This window comes from Dongia rigui, assembly GCF_034044635.1.
Classification (GTDB): domain Bacteria; phylum Pseudomonadota; class Alphaproteobacteria; order Dongiales; family Dongiaceae; genus Dongia; species Dongia rigui.
Genome location: NZ_JAXCLX010000003.1, coordinates 229,227 through 245,701 on the forward strand (window position 1 = coordinate 229,227; position 16,475 = coordinate 245,701).

The window sequence follows — 16,475 nt, forward strand, 5'->3', positions numbered from 1 at the left end:
ATCAACGATCCCCGGGAAAACATCATGTCCGTTGCGGCACGCCTTGATCAGGTGCTGAAGACCCTTCCGCAAACCTATGCCGGCCCTGGCGGGGCGGTCGCCGTCGTCAAGGACGGCAAGCCGATCCTGCGCCATGCCTGGGGCTTTGCCAATGCCGAGCGGCGCATCCCCTTCACGCCGCAGACGCTCTTTCGCATCTGCTCGATCACCAAGCATTTCACCTGCGGCCTGATCGTCGACGCTTTTCCGAATGTGGGCGCGCTTGATGCCGATGTGCGCGCAAGGCTGCCGCAGTTGGGCGCCCGCGCGCCCAAGGCGCTCCACCTCCTGCACAATCAATCGGGCCTGCAGGATTATTGGGCGGTGGCGATGCTGCACGGGGCGCTGGCCGAGACGCCCTTCGGCAATCGCGAGGCGGCGCGCCTCATCGGCAATACCCGGTCGCTGCAGTTCACGCCGGGCACGCGCTATTCCTACGCCAACCAGAATTTCCGCATTCTCTCCGATATTCTGGAGGCGCGCACCGGCCGGCCCTATGCCGAATTGGTGCGCGAGCGCATCTTCGACCCGGTCGGCATGAAGACGGCCTTTATCGCCGCCGATACCCGCTCGATGCCCGATGGCGCCGAAGGGTATGAAGGCACGGTTGAGGGCGGGTTCCGACCGGCGGCCAATGGCATGTTCTGGGCCGGCGGTGACGCCTCGATCGGCGCGACGCTCGACGACATGATCGCCTGGGAAGTGTTCATTGACGCGACACGTGATGATGCGAACGGCCTCTATCGCCGCATCTCGGCGCCCGTTCATTTCAGCGACGGCACACCCGCCGCCTATGGTTTCGGTCTGGCGCGCGAGACGATGTTTGGCCGCCACGTCACGCGTCACGGCGGGGCGTTGCGCGGCTGGCGCAGCCAGCGGCTGCACATGGCGGCGGAGCGGCTGTCGGTCGTCGTGATGTTCAACCACAATGCGAGCCCGGGCGACGCCGCCAAGGAATTAGTGGCGGCCGTCCTCGATATCAAAGAGCCGGCCATCACAGGCGAGCTACCCGCCCCCGCCTGGTTCGGCACCTATATCGAGCCGGAGACTGGCCTTTCAGTGCGTGTTGGCGGGAAGGGCCGCACCGTGACCGTCCAATATCTCAATGGCCCCGTCGACCTGGTGCTGCAGCCCGATGGCAGCGCCATCGAAGAAGGCGGCACCATGCGCTTGCGCCCCGACTCCGGCGGCTTGTGGTTCGATATCCCTGAAGACAATCAGAGCTCGCGCCTGGTGCCAGCCAATGGCGTGCCGAAGGCCGATATTGCCGGCACCTATCATTGCCCCGATCTCGATGCGCTGCTGACCATTGCAGATGCCGGCGGCGCGCTCTATGGCGCCTGTTCCGGTGTGCTGGGCGACGGCCGCATGGAATTGCTGCAGCCGATCGGTGCCGATCTCTGGGCCATGCCCTGCCCGCGCGGCGTCGATCATTTTCCACCGGGCGACTGGACGCTTGCCGTGCAGCGCGAGGGAAAACGCCTCACCGGCATACGTGTCGGCTGCTGGCTGGCGCGGCAGTTTCTTTACGTGCCCATCGCGTAAGTCTGAGGACCGGCCCCCCGACTAAAGTATGAGCCGCAGTCGGGCGGTTTGCCCTTGTGAGCCCTTGGGCCCACCGTTAGCCTTCCCTGAAAGCGCTTACATTTTTACAAAACGATAAAAGCGCTGATCCGGGAGGTTTAATGGCGGCCGTCGACATCCGCGACGTGCGCAAGGCTTTCGGCCCTGCGCAGATTCTCCACGGCGTTTCCCTTGATATCGCGGATGGCGAATTCGTCATTCTCGTCGGTCCGTCGGGTTGCGGCAAATCCACCTTGCTGCGCATGATCGCAGGGCTTGAAAGCGTCACCGCGGGCGAGATCGCCATCGGTGGGCGCGTCGTCAACGACGTGCCGCCCAAAGAACGCGACATTGCCATGGTCTTTCAGAACTATGCGCTCTATCCGCATATGACGGTGGCGGACAATATGGGCTTTTCGCTGAAGCTCAAGAAAGCGCCGCAAGCCGAGATCGCCGAGCGCGTCCAGAAAGCGGCCGGCATCCTGGGGCTTACACCCTATCTCGACAGATATCCGCGCCAGCTTTCCGGCGGGCAGCGCCAGCGCGTCGCCATGGGCCGCGCCATCGTGCGCGATCCGCAGGTGTTCCTCTTCGACGAGCCGCTTTCGAACCTCGATGCCAAGCTGCGCGTTGCCATGCGCGCCGAGGTGAAGGAACTGCACCAGCGTCTTAAGACCACGACCGTCTATGTCACCCATGACCAGATCGAGGCCATGACCATGGCCGACAAGATCGTCGTGATGCATGACGGCAAGGTCGAGCAGATCGGCCAGCCGTTGGAACTCTATGATCGGCCGCAGAACCAGTTCGTCGCCGGTTTCATCGGCTCGCCGGCCATGAACTTCATTCCCGGCCGCATCGACGGCAGCGCCCTGGTCGGTTCCGACAGCTTGCGCGTGGCATTGGATGCCGATGTTTCGCGCCATCAGGGGCGGGATGTCGTTCTTGGCGTGCGCCCCGAGCATCTGACGCTGGACGCTGGCGGTTTTACGGCGGAGGTCGTGGTCGTCGAGCCGACGGGATCGGAAATTCAGATCAATGCGCGTCTTGCCGGCGGCGAAGAGATCGTCGCCGTCTTCCGCGAGCGCCATGCCTTCAAGCCCGGCGAGAAGATCGGGCTCAAACCGCTGCCGGGCCTCATTCATCTCTTTGACGGAGCCACCGGACAGCGTCTCTGAGAACGCGGGAGAACTGCCAGAAGCGTTTCACAAGAAGCGAACCAGACGGAGGAAGAGACCATGAGTTTCACCAGACGCGATCTTTTGAAAACGACGGCCGGCCTGGGCGCCGCCAGCATGGCGCCGAGCCTGCTGGGTGGTCGTCCGGCATTTGCGGAAGACCTTAAATATACGCCTGAAGAAGGCGCCAAGCTGCGCCTGCTGCGCTGGTCGCCCTTCGTGAAGGGCGATGAGGAACAGTGGCTGGCCAACACCAAGAAGTTCACCGAGGCGACCGGCGTTGAAGTCCGCGTCGACAAGGAAAGCTGGGAAGACATCCGCCCCAAAGCGGCGGTCGCCGCCAATGTCGGCTCCGGGCCCGACCTGATGATGGTCTGGTTCGACGATCCGCACCAATATCCGGACAAGCTGCTCGACGTGACGGATCTTGCCAACTATCTCGGCGGTAAATATGGCGGCTGGTATGACGGGCCGAAAGACTATGCCAGCAAGGGAAACCAGTTCATTGGCATTCCGACGGCCACCATCGGCAACGCCATCGTCTACCGCGAAAGCTGGGTGAAGGCCGCGGGCTGGTCGCAGTTCCCGACCAAGACCGACGATTTCCTGGAGCTCTGCAAGGCGATGCAGAAGAGCGGCCATCCGGTCGGCTTCACCCATGGCCATGGTGTGGGCGACGGCAACAACTATGCCCATTGGCTGCTGTGGAGTCATGGCGGGCAGATGGTCGACAAGGACGGCAACTGCACCATCAACAGCCCGGAGACGATGAAGGCGATCGAATACGCCCAGGCGCTCTACAAGACCTTCATCCCCGGCACCGAGGGCTGGCTCGACGTCAACAACAACCGCGCCTTCCTGGCCGGCGAGCTGTCCATCATCGCCAACGGCATCTCAGCCTATTACACGCCCAAGAACGATCCGGCGCAGGCCGAGCTCGCGGCCGACATCCGCACGACCAACCTGCCGATTGGCCCCGTGGGCAAGTCGATCGAGCTTTACCAGGTCACCAGCACGGTCATCTTCAAATACACCAAATACCCGAACGCGGCGCGCGAGTATCTGCGCTTCATGTTCGAGGCCGAGCAGATGAACCAGTGGATCGAGAAGTCGGCCGGCTATTGCTGCCAGACCTTGAAGTCCTATGCAGAGAATCCGGTGTGGAAGGCGGATCCCAACAACGCGCCTTACGCCAAGGCGTCGGAGACGTTGCGCCCCAATGGCTATGCCGGGCCGCTCGGCTATGCCTCGGCCGCGGTCATGGCCGATTACGTCCTGGTCGATATGTTCGCCGAAGCTGTTACCGGTGCGGCATCGCCGAAGGATGCCATCGAAAAGGCCGAAAAGCGCATCAACCGTTACTACCGCGTCTGACGCGTCGCAACGGCCGGCGGCACGTCGCCGCCGGCCGCTCTTTTTCCGGCAGGTTCATGGCAAGCAGCGCTCCCGCATCCCGCTCCCTTCTCGCCCGGCTCGAACAGAGCCGGATGGGACTTGGCATTCTCTTCATGCTGCCGGCAGCGGTATTGCTGCTCCTTTTCCTGACCTATCCGCTGGGGCTCGGCATCTGGCTGGGATTCACGGATGAGAAGATCGGCCGGCCCGGCATCTTCATCGGCCTGGAGAATTACGCCTATCTGCTCGACGACAGCGTCTTCTGGCTGTCGGTCTATAATACCGTACTCTATACGACCGTGGCCTCGGCCTTGAAATTCGGTCTGGGGCTATGGCTTGCCTTGCTGCTCAACGAACATCTGCCGTTCAAGGCATTTTTCCGCGCCATCGTGCTGCTGCCCTGGGTCGTGCCGACGGTCCTCTCGGCCATCGCCTTCTGGTGGATCTATGATGCGCAGTTCTCGATCGTCTCCTGGGTGCTGATGCAAATTGGCATCATCGACACGCCGATCAATTTCCTGGGCGATCCCAACAATGCGCGGGCGTCGGTCATTGCCGCCAATGTCTGGCGCGGCATTCCCTTCGTCGCGATCACCTTGCTGGCCGGCCTGCAGACCATCCCGCCCTCGCTTTACGAAGCGGCGACACTCGACGGTGCGGGATCGTGGCAACGCTTCCGCTTTGTCACCTTCCCCTTGCTGACGCCGATCATCGCCATCGTGATGACGTTCTCGGTCCTCTTCACCTTCACCGATTTCCAGCTGATCTATGTGCTGACGCGCGGCGGACCGGTCAACGCCACGCATCTGATGGCGACCTTGAGCTTCCAGCGCGGCATTTCGGGCGGCAATCTGGGCGAGGGTGCGGCAATTGCCGTTGCCATGATCCCCTTCCTGCTGGCCGCGATCCTGTTCAGCTATTTCGGCCTGCAACGCCGGCGCTGGCAGCAGGGAGGAGACAACTGATGGCCGGCAGCAAGGCATTCGCGCAGATGGGTGAGGTGAAATCCGGCGATGACGGCGGCATGAATTATCTGTCACGCCTGCCGCGCCGCATCGTCACCATCTATGTGCCGCTCGCCGTCTTTGTTTTCGTGCTGCTGTTTCCGTTCTACTGGATGGCGATCACGGCGGTGAAGCCCAACCAGGAACTGACCGATTACAAGAATTACAGCCCGTTCTGGGTGGTCGAGCCGACGCTTGACCACATCAAATACCTGCTGTTCGAGACGTCCTATCCCGGCTGGCTCTGGAACACGATCCTGGTATCGGTGACAGCCACGCTGCTGTCGCTCGTCGCGTCCGTCTTCGCGGCCTATGCGATCGAGCGTCTGCGCTTTCAGGGCGCCAAGCAGGTCGGCCTTGCCATTTTCATGGCCTATCTGGTGCCGCCGTCGATCCTTTTCATTCCGCTGGCGGTGATGGTCTTCAATCTTGGCCTCTACGACACGCGGTTCGCCCTGATCCTGACCTACCCGACCTTCCTCATTCCCTTCTGCACCTGGCTGCTGATGGGCTATTTCCGCTCCATCCCCTATGAGTTGGAGGAATGCGCGCTGATCGATGGCGCCACGCGCTGGCAGATCCTGACCCGGATCGTCTTGCCGCTGGCCGTGCCCGGTCTCATTTCCGCCGGCATCTTTGCCTTCACCCTGTCCTGGAACGAGTTCATCTATGCGCTGACCTTCATCCAGTCGTCGGAGATGAAGACCGTGCCCGTCGGCGTGCTGACCGAGCTTGTCCGCTCCGACGTCTATGAATGGGGCTCGCTGATGGCGGGCGCCCTTATCGGCTCGCTGCCGGTCGTGATCCTCTATTCATTCTTCGTCGAGCATTACGTCTCGTCGATGACCGGCGCCGTCAAGGAATAGGCGTTCCACCGCGCGGCGGACAGCACGGCCCAGCGCGGCCTGCAGGCGGCGATCAATCATTGATCACGGCGTGGCACCGCCATCGCTCGGCGCTGGCGTCAGGTTTTGCCGCGGCGGCGCGAGCTCCCCGGCCGGTTTGGTCGATGGCCGCAGGCGCTCGCGTATCGCCTGGAAGGTGACGTAGAGCAGCGGGATGACGAAGATGCCGATGAAGGATGCGGCGATCATGCCGCCGAAGACCGGCGTGCCGACATCGCGCCGCGCCAGTTCGGAGGCACCCGTCGCCACCACCAGGGGATAGAGACCGAGGATGAAGGCGAAGGACGTCATCATCACCGGGCGGAAGCGAAGCCTGGCACCCTCGGCTGCGGCTTGGAGCAGGGGATAGCCCTTGGCGCGCAATTCCTTGGCGAACTCGACAATGAGAATGCCGTTCTTGGCCGCGAGGCCAATCAGCACGACGAGGCCGATCTGGGCGTAGAGGTCGAAGACGAGCCCCGCCAGCAGCACGGAACCCACCGCACCGAGGACGCCGATCGTGACCGAGAGCAGGACGGGAACCGGGATGCTCCAGCTTTCATAGAGAGCCACCAGAAAGAGGTAAGCAAAGAGCACGGCCATGCCCATGATGAAGGCGGTCTTGCCTTCGGCCCGCTTCTCCTGGAAGGCGGTGTCGGTCCATTCGCCGGCAAAGCCTGCCGGCAAGGTCTTGGCGGCGACGTCCTCCATGACGTTGAGTGCCTGGCCCGAGGAAATGCCGGGTGCCGGCGCGCCTTGAATCGTCACGGCGCGGGTATTGTTGTAGCGGATGATGCCCGGCGGGCCGGTCACCACGCGCACCTCGAGCAGGCTGCGCAGCGGCACCATCTTGCCGTCCTTGTTGCGCACATTGATGCGATAGATGTCGTCGACCCGCGAGCGGTCGAGGGCTTCGGCCTGGATCTGCACCTGCCACGTGCGACCAAAGAGATTGACGTCGTTGACGTAATAGCCGCCGAGATAGGCCTGCAACGCCTGAAAGACGTCGTTGAGGGCGACCCCAAGGACCTGGACCTTGTCGCGGTCGATATCGAGGAAGACGGACGGACTGGTCGCCGAGAAGGTGGTGAAGACACCGCTCAGCTGCTTCTCCTGATTGGCGGCGACGACAAGGCCGCGGAGGACTTGCGCCAGAACCTTGGGATCGCCGCCGCTCAGATCCTTGAGCACATAGGTAAAGCCGCCGCCGGTGCCGAGGCCGATGATCGGCGGTGGCGCCAGCGGTACAACGACGCCACCCCGGATCTGGCGGAATTTCGGCCCCAGCCGTTTGATGACCGCATCAGCCACCAGCGCGCGGTCCTTGCGCTCCTCGAAGGATTTGAGGGTGACGACGATAAAAGCGGCATTCGCCTGGGAATAATTGTCGATGAAATTGAGGCCGACGACCGAAGTGTAATCGGCGACGGCTTCTTCCGTTTTCAGCAGCTTCTCGGCCTCGGCGATGACGTTCTGGGTTCGCTGCAGAGAGGCACCTTCGGGCAACTGCACCACCACGAAGAAGGCGCCCTGGTCGTCCTCGGGCAGGAACCCGGTCGGCGTCACCTTGAACAGGGCGGCTGTCCCCGCACCGGCGGCAATCGACAGCACCAGACCGATGATGGAGAGGCGCAGAAGTCTGGCGACCACATCGCCGTAGCGGTCGCGGACCCAATCGATTCCTCCCATGATCTTGGCCATGACGCCGCGCTTGTGCCCCTTATGGTGGCGCAGGAGGACGCCGCACAAGGCCGGCGACAGTGTCAGGGCATTGATCGCCGAGAGCAACATGCCGACGGCGACCGTAATCGCAAACTGGCGAAACAATTCGCCGGAGATGCCGGGAATGAAGGCCACGGGCACGAAGACCGACAGCAGCACGAGGGTGATGGCGACGATCGGCGCGGTGATCTCGGCCATCGCCTTCTTGGTCGCCTCGGCCGGCGACAGTTCCGGATGTTCAGCCATCACGCGCTCGACATTCTCGACGACCACGATGGCATCATCGACGACAATGCCGATGGCGAGCACGATCGCCAGCAGGGAGACGGAATTGGCGGAATAGCCGATCGCCAACAGAAAAATGAACGTGCCAATGAGACTGACCGGCACGGCGAGCAGCGGAATGAGTGTCGCGCGCACGGAGCCTAAGAACAGGAACACGACGATGACGACGAGGATGAAGGCCTCAATCAGCGTCTTCTGAACTTCGTGAACCGTGGCCTTCACGAAAGTGGTCGGATCGTATGTCACCTTCCAGGTGAGGTCGTCCGGGAAATTCTTCTGCAGCTCGTCGAGCTTCGCCTCGACCCCTTGCAGAGTCGTGATGGCATTGGCGCCGGGTGCCTGGTAGATCGCGATCACCGAGGCGGCGGCGCCGTTGAAGCGCGTCTCGCGGTCGAGATTGGCAGCGCCCAGTTCCAGCCGGGCGATGTCACCGAGGCGCAGGACCGAGCCGTCCGAATTGGTACGGATGACAATCTTCTCGAACTGCTCAGGCGAGGTCAGGCGACCGGTCGTCTGGATGTTGAGCTGGAACTGCTGCTCATTCGAGATCGGCTGCGCGCCGATGCGGCCGACCGCCGCCTGCACGTTCTGCGCCTGGATGGCGGAGATCACATCGCCAGCGGTAAGGCCGAGGCCGGTGAGGCGATCGGTGCGCAGCCAGGCGCGCATGGCATAGTCCTGCGGCCCCCACAGCGCGGCATCACCGACGCCGGGCGTGCTCTTGATCGTATCGAGGAGATTGATGGTGACGTAATTCGAGATGAACAGCGGATCATGGGTGCCCTTGGGCGAATAGACCGCGATGACACCCAGCAGTGCCGATGATTTCTTCTTTACCGTGACACCCTGGCGTTGCACTTCCTGTGGCAGCTTGGAAAGTGCCACCTGGACGCGGTTGTTGAGGTTCACCGTGTTGATGTCTGGATCGGTACCGAGCTCGAACGACGCGGTCAGCGAATAGCTGCCGTCATTGCCGCTGATGCTCTTCATATACATCATCTTGTCGACGCCGACCGCCTGCGCCTCGATCGGCTGTGCGACGGTTGCATCGACGATGGCTGCGGCGGCACCAGGATAACTGGTGGTGACCGAGACCTGCGGCGGCACGATGTCGGGATATTGCGCGACGGGGATGACAAAGAGCGAGAGGACACCGGCAATGACCGTAACGATGGCAATGACGATGGCAAGGCGCGGTCGGTCGACGAAGACAGCGGACAGCATGGGCGTCAGCTCGGATTGGCGGCAGAGATTGGCGCCGCCTGCACCGGCATGTCGGGCCGGACGAATTGCAGGCCTTCAACGATCACCCATTCGCCACCAGTCAAGCCTTCGCTGACGACGATGTTGGGGCCATGCTCGCCGCCCGGCTTGATTCGCTTGACGACGGCCTTGTTGTCTTCGACCACGAATACATACGTGCCCTGTTGATCAGCGAGCAACGCCGATTGCGGCACCACAACGACTTCCTCCGGCTTGGCACTTTCCAGCACGACATTGACGAACTGGCCATCGACCAGCGTACCTGCTGGGTTGGGGAAGGTGGCGCGCACCGTGATCGTGTCGGTCGTCTTGTCGGTCGTGACGTCAACGAAATTGATCTTGCCCGTATCGGCATAGACCGTCCCGTCGGAAAAGCTGATCTTGACCAGCAGGCCGTTCGTGCCGGTCCCTGTGCTCCCCATGCCCGCCCGCAGGAAATCGCGCTGGCTGACGGGGAAGGTGACATACATGGGGTCCTGGCTGACGATGGTCGTCAGCACGCCGCTATTGGGACCGACGACATTTCCCCTGGTGACCGCCGTGCGGCCGATCTTGCCGGCGATCGGCGAGGTGATCTCGGTATAAGAGAGGTTGATCTGGGCCGTGCGGACCGCCGCTTCGCTCATCGCCTGATCGGCCTGGGCCTGCTGCTGTTCGGCGACGCGTTGATCCATCGTCATCTTGCTGGCGACGTCCTTCGACAGCAGCTCCTGCGTGCGGCCTTTCTGCTGCTTGGCCAGCAGCACGCCCGCCTTGGCGCTTTCGACGCTGGCCTGCGCTTGCTGCACGGCTGCTTCGTAGAGGCTCTTTTCAAGCGTGTAGAGCGGATCGCCGGCCTTGACCATGCCACCTTCGGTGAAATGGATCTGGTCCAGATAGCCGGATACGCGCGCCACCACCTCGACCCTTTCTACCGCCTCGACACGACCGACGAAGCTTTGCGACTTGGCGACGGCCTGCTTGGCGGCGGCAATCGTACCCACTGTCAGCGCCTGGGGGGCTGCCGGCGCGTCGTCGGCCCGGGCCGCGACCGCCAGAAGTGGCTGTGTCGCAACGAGGAGGCAGGCCGTTATGAATGCGGGCTTCAACATGATGATGCACTGCCTCCCTGCCATGTCATCGATCCCAGCCGCGAAGGCGCGCTGTGCCTCGACCCTCAAGAGAATCCGGCCAGTCATGCTTCGGGTTGTTGATGCGTCCGCGGCGATCATGGCAGGAACTCCCCGGAAACGACAATACCTCTATCTGCCGTGACGGCTATCCGGTGCGTGACGTCGGATCAGTGCATGTCGGTGCCGGCAGGGGTATTGTTCAGGCCAAGCGGTCTGAATAGGTCGGCAATCCGCTTGCCGCTGTTGCACCGCGACATTTCCGGGGCCGGGTCTGCAGGGGGCCCGTACTTTTTCCGCCTGCAATCTTTCCCTGCGCGCGCTTTTCCGAGGTCTATGATGAGCGGACCATTGCCAAGCTGTTCCATGACGTTTGTGACAGGAGACAAATCCCACGGTGTTGCAACAGGCGCTCTGTAAGACCCTCGCCACCGGGCTCGGCATGTCGATGCCATGAAGCTTCTTGGCCTGATATTTCTTTGGATCGCCATCGTCGCCGGCGCTTGCTGGTCGTTCGCGGCCTTGGCGGTCGACATGCCGAACCCGCCGTTGCGGATCGGCGCCAGTTGCCTCCTTGCATTGACGCTCGGGGGGATTGTCTGGCGGGCCCGCAGTGGCTGGGTGAAGGCAGCGACGGCCGTTCTGCCGCTGCTGCTTGTGCTTGCCTGGTGGATTGGCCTGTCGCCGTCGAATGATCGGGTCTGGCAGGCGGATGTGGCGCAGCTCGCCACCGCCGATATCGCGGGCGATATCATCACCATCCACAACTTGCGCAATGCCGAATACCGGACGGAAACGGATTACACGCCGCATTGGGAAACGCGCCGCTATGATCTGCGGCAATTGCAGGGCATCGATCTCTTTATCACCTATTGGGGATCACCCTGGATTGCGCACCCCATCCTCAGCTTTGATTTCGGTGCCGGCGGGCATCTGGCGATCTCGGTCGAAACGCGCAAGGAGGTGGGGGAAGACTATTCGGCCCTGCTTGGCTTCTTCCGGCAGTATGAACTGATCTATGTGCTGGCGGATGAGCGCGATCTCATTCGCCTGCGCACGAATTATCGGGTGGGCGAGACGGTCTACCTCTATCACACCACCGCAACGCCGGAGGCGGCCCGCGCTGTATTGACCAGCTACCTGCAGACCGTCAACGCCATGGCCCGGCAGCCGGTCTGGTACAATGCCCTCACCAGCAATTGCACGACCGGGATCCGCATTCATACCGCCGGCATCGGCGCTGCCGGCACGGCCGACTGGAACTGGCGCCTGCTGCTCAACGGCAAAGCCGACGAGTATGCCTATGTGCATGGCCGGATCGCCGGGGATCTGCCCTTTGACGCCTTGAAGGCGCAGGCCGCGATCAACGCGGTCGCGCGAACGGCGGATGGTGCCGCGGATTTCTCAACCATCATCCGGCGCAACCGCGCCGGCTTTGCCGCGCGATAAGCCGCCGCGGCAAGGTTATTTCTTGCTGCGCAACGCCTGCCAATCCGCCGGCGACATGTGCTCGCCCACGAAATTGAACTGTCCGGCACCCTGCAGCCATTCGCCGCCATCGATCGTCACGACCTCACCATTGATGAAGCCCACGGCATCCGACATCAGGAAGGCAGCCAGATTGGCGAGTTCATCGTGCCGTCCAACCCGCTTCTGCGGATTCTGCGATTCGAAGATCGCAGCCAGTTCTGGCTTAGGCACCAGCCTTTCCCAGGCACCGGCTGTCGGAAACGGCCCCGGGGCGATCGCGTTGAGGCGGATCCCCCGCCCACCCCACTCCACCGCCAGCGATCTTGTCATCGCGAGCACGCCGGCCTTGGCCATGGCGGAGGGGACCACGAAGGCGGAACCGGTCCAGGCGTAAGTCGTGATGATGGAGAGCACGTTGCCGCGCTGGCCGGCGTCCAGCCACCGCTTGCCGCAGTTCAGCGTCATATAGGCCGAACCGTGCAGGACGATGTTAAGGACGGCATCAACCGCCCGGGGACTGAGTGTTTCGCTTTGCGCGATGAAGTTGCCGGCGGCATTGTTGACCAGCCCGGTGAGCGGTGCCTCGGCCCAGATCCAATCGCACAAGCCTTCGACCTGCGCCGCATCGCGAATGTCACATGGCTTGTACTGCACCTTTCCGCCCGTCGCGGCGGCAAGTTCCGTTGCCGTCTGCTCAAGAACCGCCTCACGCCGGCCGCAGATGACGATCTCGGCGCCGAGGGTGAGAAAGTGGTGTCCGATCGACCGGCCGATCCCGGTGCCACCACCGGTTATCAAGATGCGGTGCCCCGCCAGAAGGTCATTCTTGAACATCGTCTCTTCCCCAGAATGTCGGCCGTTCATAAAAGTCCGTGATCAGCGCAGGCGGCCACTGGCTTCGAGCTGATCGAGCAGGCGGTAATATTGGCTAAGCGCGTAAATGCCAAGGCGCCTCAGGCCATGCAGGGCGAAGGTATCCGGGACGGTGATGGGAAACGGCACATCGCCGGCCGACCGGCCGTCGGCCAGATCTGCCAGCAGCTGGCCCATCATGGTGCAGAGTCCGACGCCGCGGCCGTTGCAGCCCATGAACACATGAAGCCCAGGTGCCGGATGATGGATGTGCGGCAAGCGGTCCTTGGTGATGGCGACCTTCCCGCTCCAGACGAATTCAGGCTTCGGCAGGCCGAGTTCTGGAAAGAGGCCCTGGATCGCACGCTGCAGGGGAGCCGCATCAGCAAAGCGCGGATTGTCTTCGACCGGCGAGCGGCCACCCATGACCAAACGGCGCTGATGGTCGCGCCGGAAATAGAGCAGCAAGCGACGTGAATCCGTGACCCCCATGCCGACCGGCAGAATAGGGTCGAACCGCGCGTCCAGCGGGTAAGTCGCCATCTGGAAGCTGGTCACCGGAATCGCAGCGCGGGCCAGGCCGGGCCAGAGACCGTCGGTATAGGCGTTGGTCGCGATGACCACCTGACCGGCCCGAATCTCGGTGCCGTGGGCCGTCACCTGCCAGGCATTTCCGTCGCGCCGCAGGGCGGTTACCGGCGTGCGCGGCAGGATGTCGGCACCCTCCTGCAGGGCGGCGCGCGCTAGTTCCCGCGCGTAACTCAATGGCTGCAATACGCCGCCGCGCGGGTCGCGCCAAGCGGCATGATAGGGCGCTGAATCGACGCCCAGCGCCGCCGCCGTCTGATGTGCGTCGAGGAGCTGCGCGTCGACACCCAGAGCGCGCCACTGCTCGAAGCGCGGCACGATCGTTTCCTTGTAAGGCTTTTCGCCATGCGCCGCCTGCAGCCAGCCACCGCGTATGGCATGGCAGTTCATGCCATATCGATCGATCAGCGAGAAGACGAGCTCCGCCGAGCTGCCCATGTTGACGACCATGCGGCGCGCGCTGTCCTCGCCGAACAAGGGAGCGAGGTCGCCGATGGTCGCCTTCATGCCGGCAATCACCTGGCCACCATTGCGGCCCGAGGCGCCCCAGCCGGGTTCCGCCGCCTCCAGCACCACCGCTTTCCGACCTTTGCGCGCGAGATGCAGGGCGGTGCTGAGGCCGGTATAGCCACCACCGACCACAGCCACATCGGCCGTCAGCTGCGGCTTGGCCTGCGAATAGGCCGGCGCTGGGCAAGCCGTCGCCGCCCAAAGACTGCGCGGCAGGGCACGTGCTGGCATGTTCATCTTGGCTCCCCCGGCGAAACAGGGGCGACAGCCGGCCCCGTGTAACCGCTGCTATTCTTAATAGCCGCCAGATGGGGGCGAAAGGGGGATCGCGACGGTGGTGTTGCTTTTACCCGCGTTTGTGCAGCCAGCCCGGCAGGAAGCTATAGGGGTCCGAAGCACCGTCGCCACCGCATGTGATGCCGGCATCCGCCAGTTCTCGCTGCACCGTTCCTGCCTTCCAGGCGTCGAACAGGTCGGTGCAACCACCGATATGCCGGCCGGCGATGAAGATCTGCGGGATCGTTCGTTGATGGGTTGTGGCTGACAGCGCTACGCGAATTTTGCCGCCCCAATCGTCCTTCTGATACGCGACCGAATCGAGATCGACGGAACGAAAGGGAATCTGATGATGGGCGAACATCTTCCTCACGGACCAGCAGAACTCGCACCATTCAAGGGCAAACATGACGACGGCATTCTCCGGGTCGCTGGTCACCTCGGCCACGAAGGCCGCAGCTTCCGGCGAAACTGGCAGAACCTCTGGCGATGCCGTGGGCACTTTCGGCGATGAATGGGTGCCATCAAATCGCGCCAAGGGCGTTGAGCGTGAGATCGACAATTCTTCCGCCGTCATCTCGACCGGCACATCGGCAAAGAGCGGCGTGCTGAGATAGCGCTCGCCGGTATCGGGCAGCATGCACAGAATGCGGCTGCCCTTTGGCGCGCGCTCGGCCAGCGCTCTGGCTGCGGCCAGTGTCGCGCCGGCAGTGATACCGGCGAGGATACCCTCCTTGCCGGCCAAGTCCCGCGCCGCCGCCAGGGCATCATTGCCGGCAACCCCCACGATCTCGTCAATCAAGCCCAGATCGACTGAGTCCTCAACCAGGCGGCTGATGAAATCCGGCGTCCAGCCTTGCATGAGATGCGGCCGGAAGGCGGGATGCGCCCCGGCTTCGGCGCCGTCGCTGTGCCGCTTCGAGCGGATGCCGCTGCCGAGCAACGGCGAATTGTCCGGCTCGGCGACCACGATTTTCGTCTCCGGCCGCGCCTGGCGCAGGATGCGCGCCACACCTTTCAGCGTGCCGCCGGTGCCATACCCTGTGATCCAGAAATCGAGACGCTCGCCATCGAAATCCGCCAGGATCTCCTGGGCGGTGGTCCGCGCATGCATTTCGGCATTGGCTTCGTTGTCGAATTGTCGGGTGAGGAACCAGCCATGGGTCTTTGCCAGTTCCTGGGCCTTGGCGAGCATGCCACTGCCGCGTTCGGCAGCCGGCGTCAGCACAACCTTGGCCCCCAGGAAGCGCATCAGCTTGCGCCGCTCAATGCTGAAGTTCTCCGCCATCACGGCGACAAAGGGATAGCCGCGCTGGGCGCAGACCATCGCCAGGCTGATGCCGGTATTGCCGCTGGTCGCCTCGACCACCGTCTGGCCAGGCTTCAGCAGGCCGCGCCGCTCGGCATCTTCTACTGCCGCCAAGGCGAACCGGTCCTTGACCGAGCCCATGGGGTTGAAGGCTTCGATCTTGGCAAAAATGTCGACGCCTGCCGGCGCCAGGCGGGAGAGCTTCACGACCGGTGTCCGGCCGATGGTCTTGGTGATATCGGTGTATTTCCGATCCATTTTTCCGCTCTCCCGCTGCACCGTGTTTTATTCGGCGACGACGTCGCCGGAACCACCGAATTCCTTGGGGAAATCCTTCAGCTTCGGCAGGCCGTCCTTGATGCGCAGCACGGTCTCGCCGTAATTCACATGGACGCCGGGCTTGAAATCGAGGTCCGGCAGCATGGCCGCGAACACATCGACGAGACCGAGGCCCGGGTGGTCGGTCAGCACATGGCCGCCGCATTTGGTGCAGAATTTCCGCGTGCTGCCGGGCGTCTTGTTATAGCTGGCGAGGTTCTTGTCACCCTTGGTGACCTTGACGGAAGCCGGCTGCCACAACGTGAAGGCATTGACCGGCGAAGCCGACCATTCGCGGCACGAGGTGCAATGGCAAAAGCCCATCGCGGCGGGCTGGCCCGTCACCTCGATCTCCACCGAACCGCAGAAGCATTTACCCGAATGTGTGTCATGGGACATGATGTCGTCTCTCTCTCTCTCTCTCTTGCTGGTTGATTGCAGGGGGCATCCTGGTCCTCGCCGCATGGCCCGCGGATCAAGCTTGGCCTCCGGCGATGGAACAGGCCGACCCTTTGTGACCCGGCACGGAAACTATGTGCGCGGCGCCCAGGGCAAATCGGGAGTCCTCCCTATTTTTCGGCACATGGCGGCAGGGATGGCGCGCATAGGGACACAGGGCGGCCGCCGATCGAGCGACGGAGAGCGCGGCGTAACATACTGATTTATGGTCAATTTGGCGGATACGTCCGCGGGCATTCAAAGGCCCATCA

General features: G+C 62.9%; 12 protein-coding genes. 6 read left to right on the forward strand and 6 right to left on the reverse strand.

Going from position 1 to position 16,475, the window contains the following annotated elements:
* Nucleotides 1–24: 24 nt before the first annotated feature.
* The 5 genes from SMD31_RS16775 to SMD31_RS16795 all read left to right on the forward strand — a co-directional run bounded on the left by SMD31_RS16775 (nt 25) and on the right by SMD31_RS16795 (nt 6,045).
* The gene (locus tag SMD31_RS16775; protein ID WP_320502072.1) at nt 25–1,584 is read left to right on the forward strand and encodes a D-aminopeptidase; all 1,560 of its coding nucleotides are present in this window, start codon (nt 25–27) and stop codon (nt 1,582–1,584) included.
* A gap of 140 nt (nt 1,585–1,724) precedes the next feature.
* On the forward strand, nt 1,725–2,780 hold the full coding sequence (locus tag SMD31_RS16780) for an ABC transporter ATP-binding protein (protein ID WP_320502073.1): 1,056 nt from the start codon (nt 1,725–1,727) through the stop codon (nt 2,778–2,780).
* 60 nt (nt 2,781–2,840) lie between these two features.
* Entirely contained in the window at nt 2,841–4,154 is a 1,314-nt protein-coding gene (locus SMD31_RS16785; RefSeq protein WP_320502074.1) for an ABC transporter substrate-binding protein, read from the forward strand.
* 113 nt (nt 4,155–4,267) lie between these two features.
* Entirely contained in the window at nt 4,268–5,140 is an 873-nt protein-coding gene (locus tag SMD31_RS16790; protein WP_320502075.1) for a carbohydrate ABC transporter permease, read from the forward strand.
* Entirely contained in the window at nt 5,140–6,045 is a 906-nt protein-coding gene (locus SMD31_RS16795) for a carbohydrate ABC transporter permease (RefSeq protein WP_320502076.1), read from the forward strand. The genes SMD31_RS16790 and SMD31_RS16795 overlap by 1 nt, the downstream gene beginning before the upstream one ends.
* 63 nt (nt 6,046–6,108) lie before the next feature.
* On the opposite strand, the gene SMD31_RS16800 is transcribed toward SMD31_RS16795, so the two are convergent.
* Both SMD31_RS16800 and SMD31_RS16805 read right to left on the reverse strand, forming a co-directional pair.
* Nucleotides 6,109–9,294 carry an efflux RND transporter permease subunit gene (locus tag SMD31_RS16800; protein ID WP_320502077.1) on the reverse strand — a complete coding sequence of 1,062 codons (3,186 nt, stop codon included), beginning with the start codon at nt 9,292–9,294 and terminating at the stop codon, nt 6,109–6,111.
* A gap of 5 nt (nt 9,295–9,299) precedes the next feature.
* Nucleotides 9,300–10,424, reverse strand: a complete 1,125-nt coding sequence (locus SMD31_RS16805) for an efflux RND transporter periplasmic adaptor subunit (RefSeq protein ID WP_320502078.1) — start codon at nt 10,422–10,424, stop codon at nt 9,300–9,302.
* Between the two features lie 471 nt (nt 10,425–10,895).
* Here SMD31_RS16805 and SMD31_RS16810 point away from each other — a divergent pair, with 471 nt between their 5' ends.
* Complete coding sequence (locus SMD31_RS16810) at nt 10,896–11,891, forward strand: Lnb N-terminal periplasmic domain-containing protein (protein ID WP_320502079.1); 996 nt, start codon at nt 10,896–10,898, stop codon at nt 11,889–11,891.
* 15 nt (nt 11,892–11,906) lie between these two features.
* On the opposite strand, the gene SMD31_RS16815 is transcribed toward SMD31_RS16810, so the two are convergent.
* From SMD31_RS16815 to SMD31_RS16830, 4 genes are all read right to left on the reverse strand, one after another.
* Entirely contained in the window at nt 11,907–12,746 is an 840-nt protein-coding gene (locus tag SMD31_RS16815; protein ID WP_320502080.1) for an SDR family oxidoreductase, read from the reverse strand.
* A 42-nt stretch (nt 12,747–12,788) separates the two neighbouring features.
* Nucleotides 12,789–14,099 carry an NAD(P)/FAD-dependent oxidoreductase gene (locus tag SMD31_RS16820; RefSeq protein ID WP_320502081.1) on the reverse strand — a complete coding sequence of 437 codons (1,311 nt, stop codon included), beginning with the start codon at nt 14,097–14,099 and terminating at the stop codon, nt 12,789–12,791.
* A 109-nt stretch (nt 14,100–14,208) separates the two neighbouring features.
* A complete protein-coding gene (gene cysK, locus SMD31_RS16825) occupies nt 14,209–15,705 on the reverse strand; it encodes a cysteine synthase A (RefSeq protein WP_320502082.1) in 1,497 nt (498 codons plus the stop codon).
* A gap of 27 nt (nt 15,706–15,732) precedes the next feature.
* Nucleotides 15,733–16,164: a GFA family protein gene (locus tag SMD31_RS16830; protein ID WP_320502083.1), complete on the reverse strand. Its 432-nt coding sequence runs from the start codon at nt 16,162–16,164 to the stop codon at nt 15,733–15,735.
* Nucleotides 16,165–16,475: the final 311 nt, after the last annotated feature.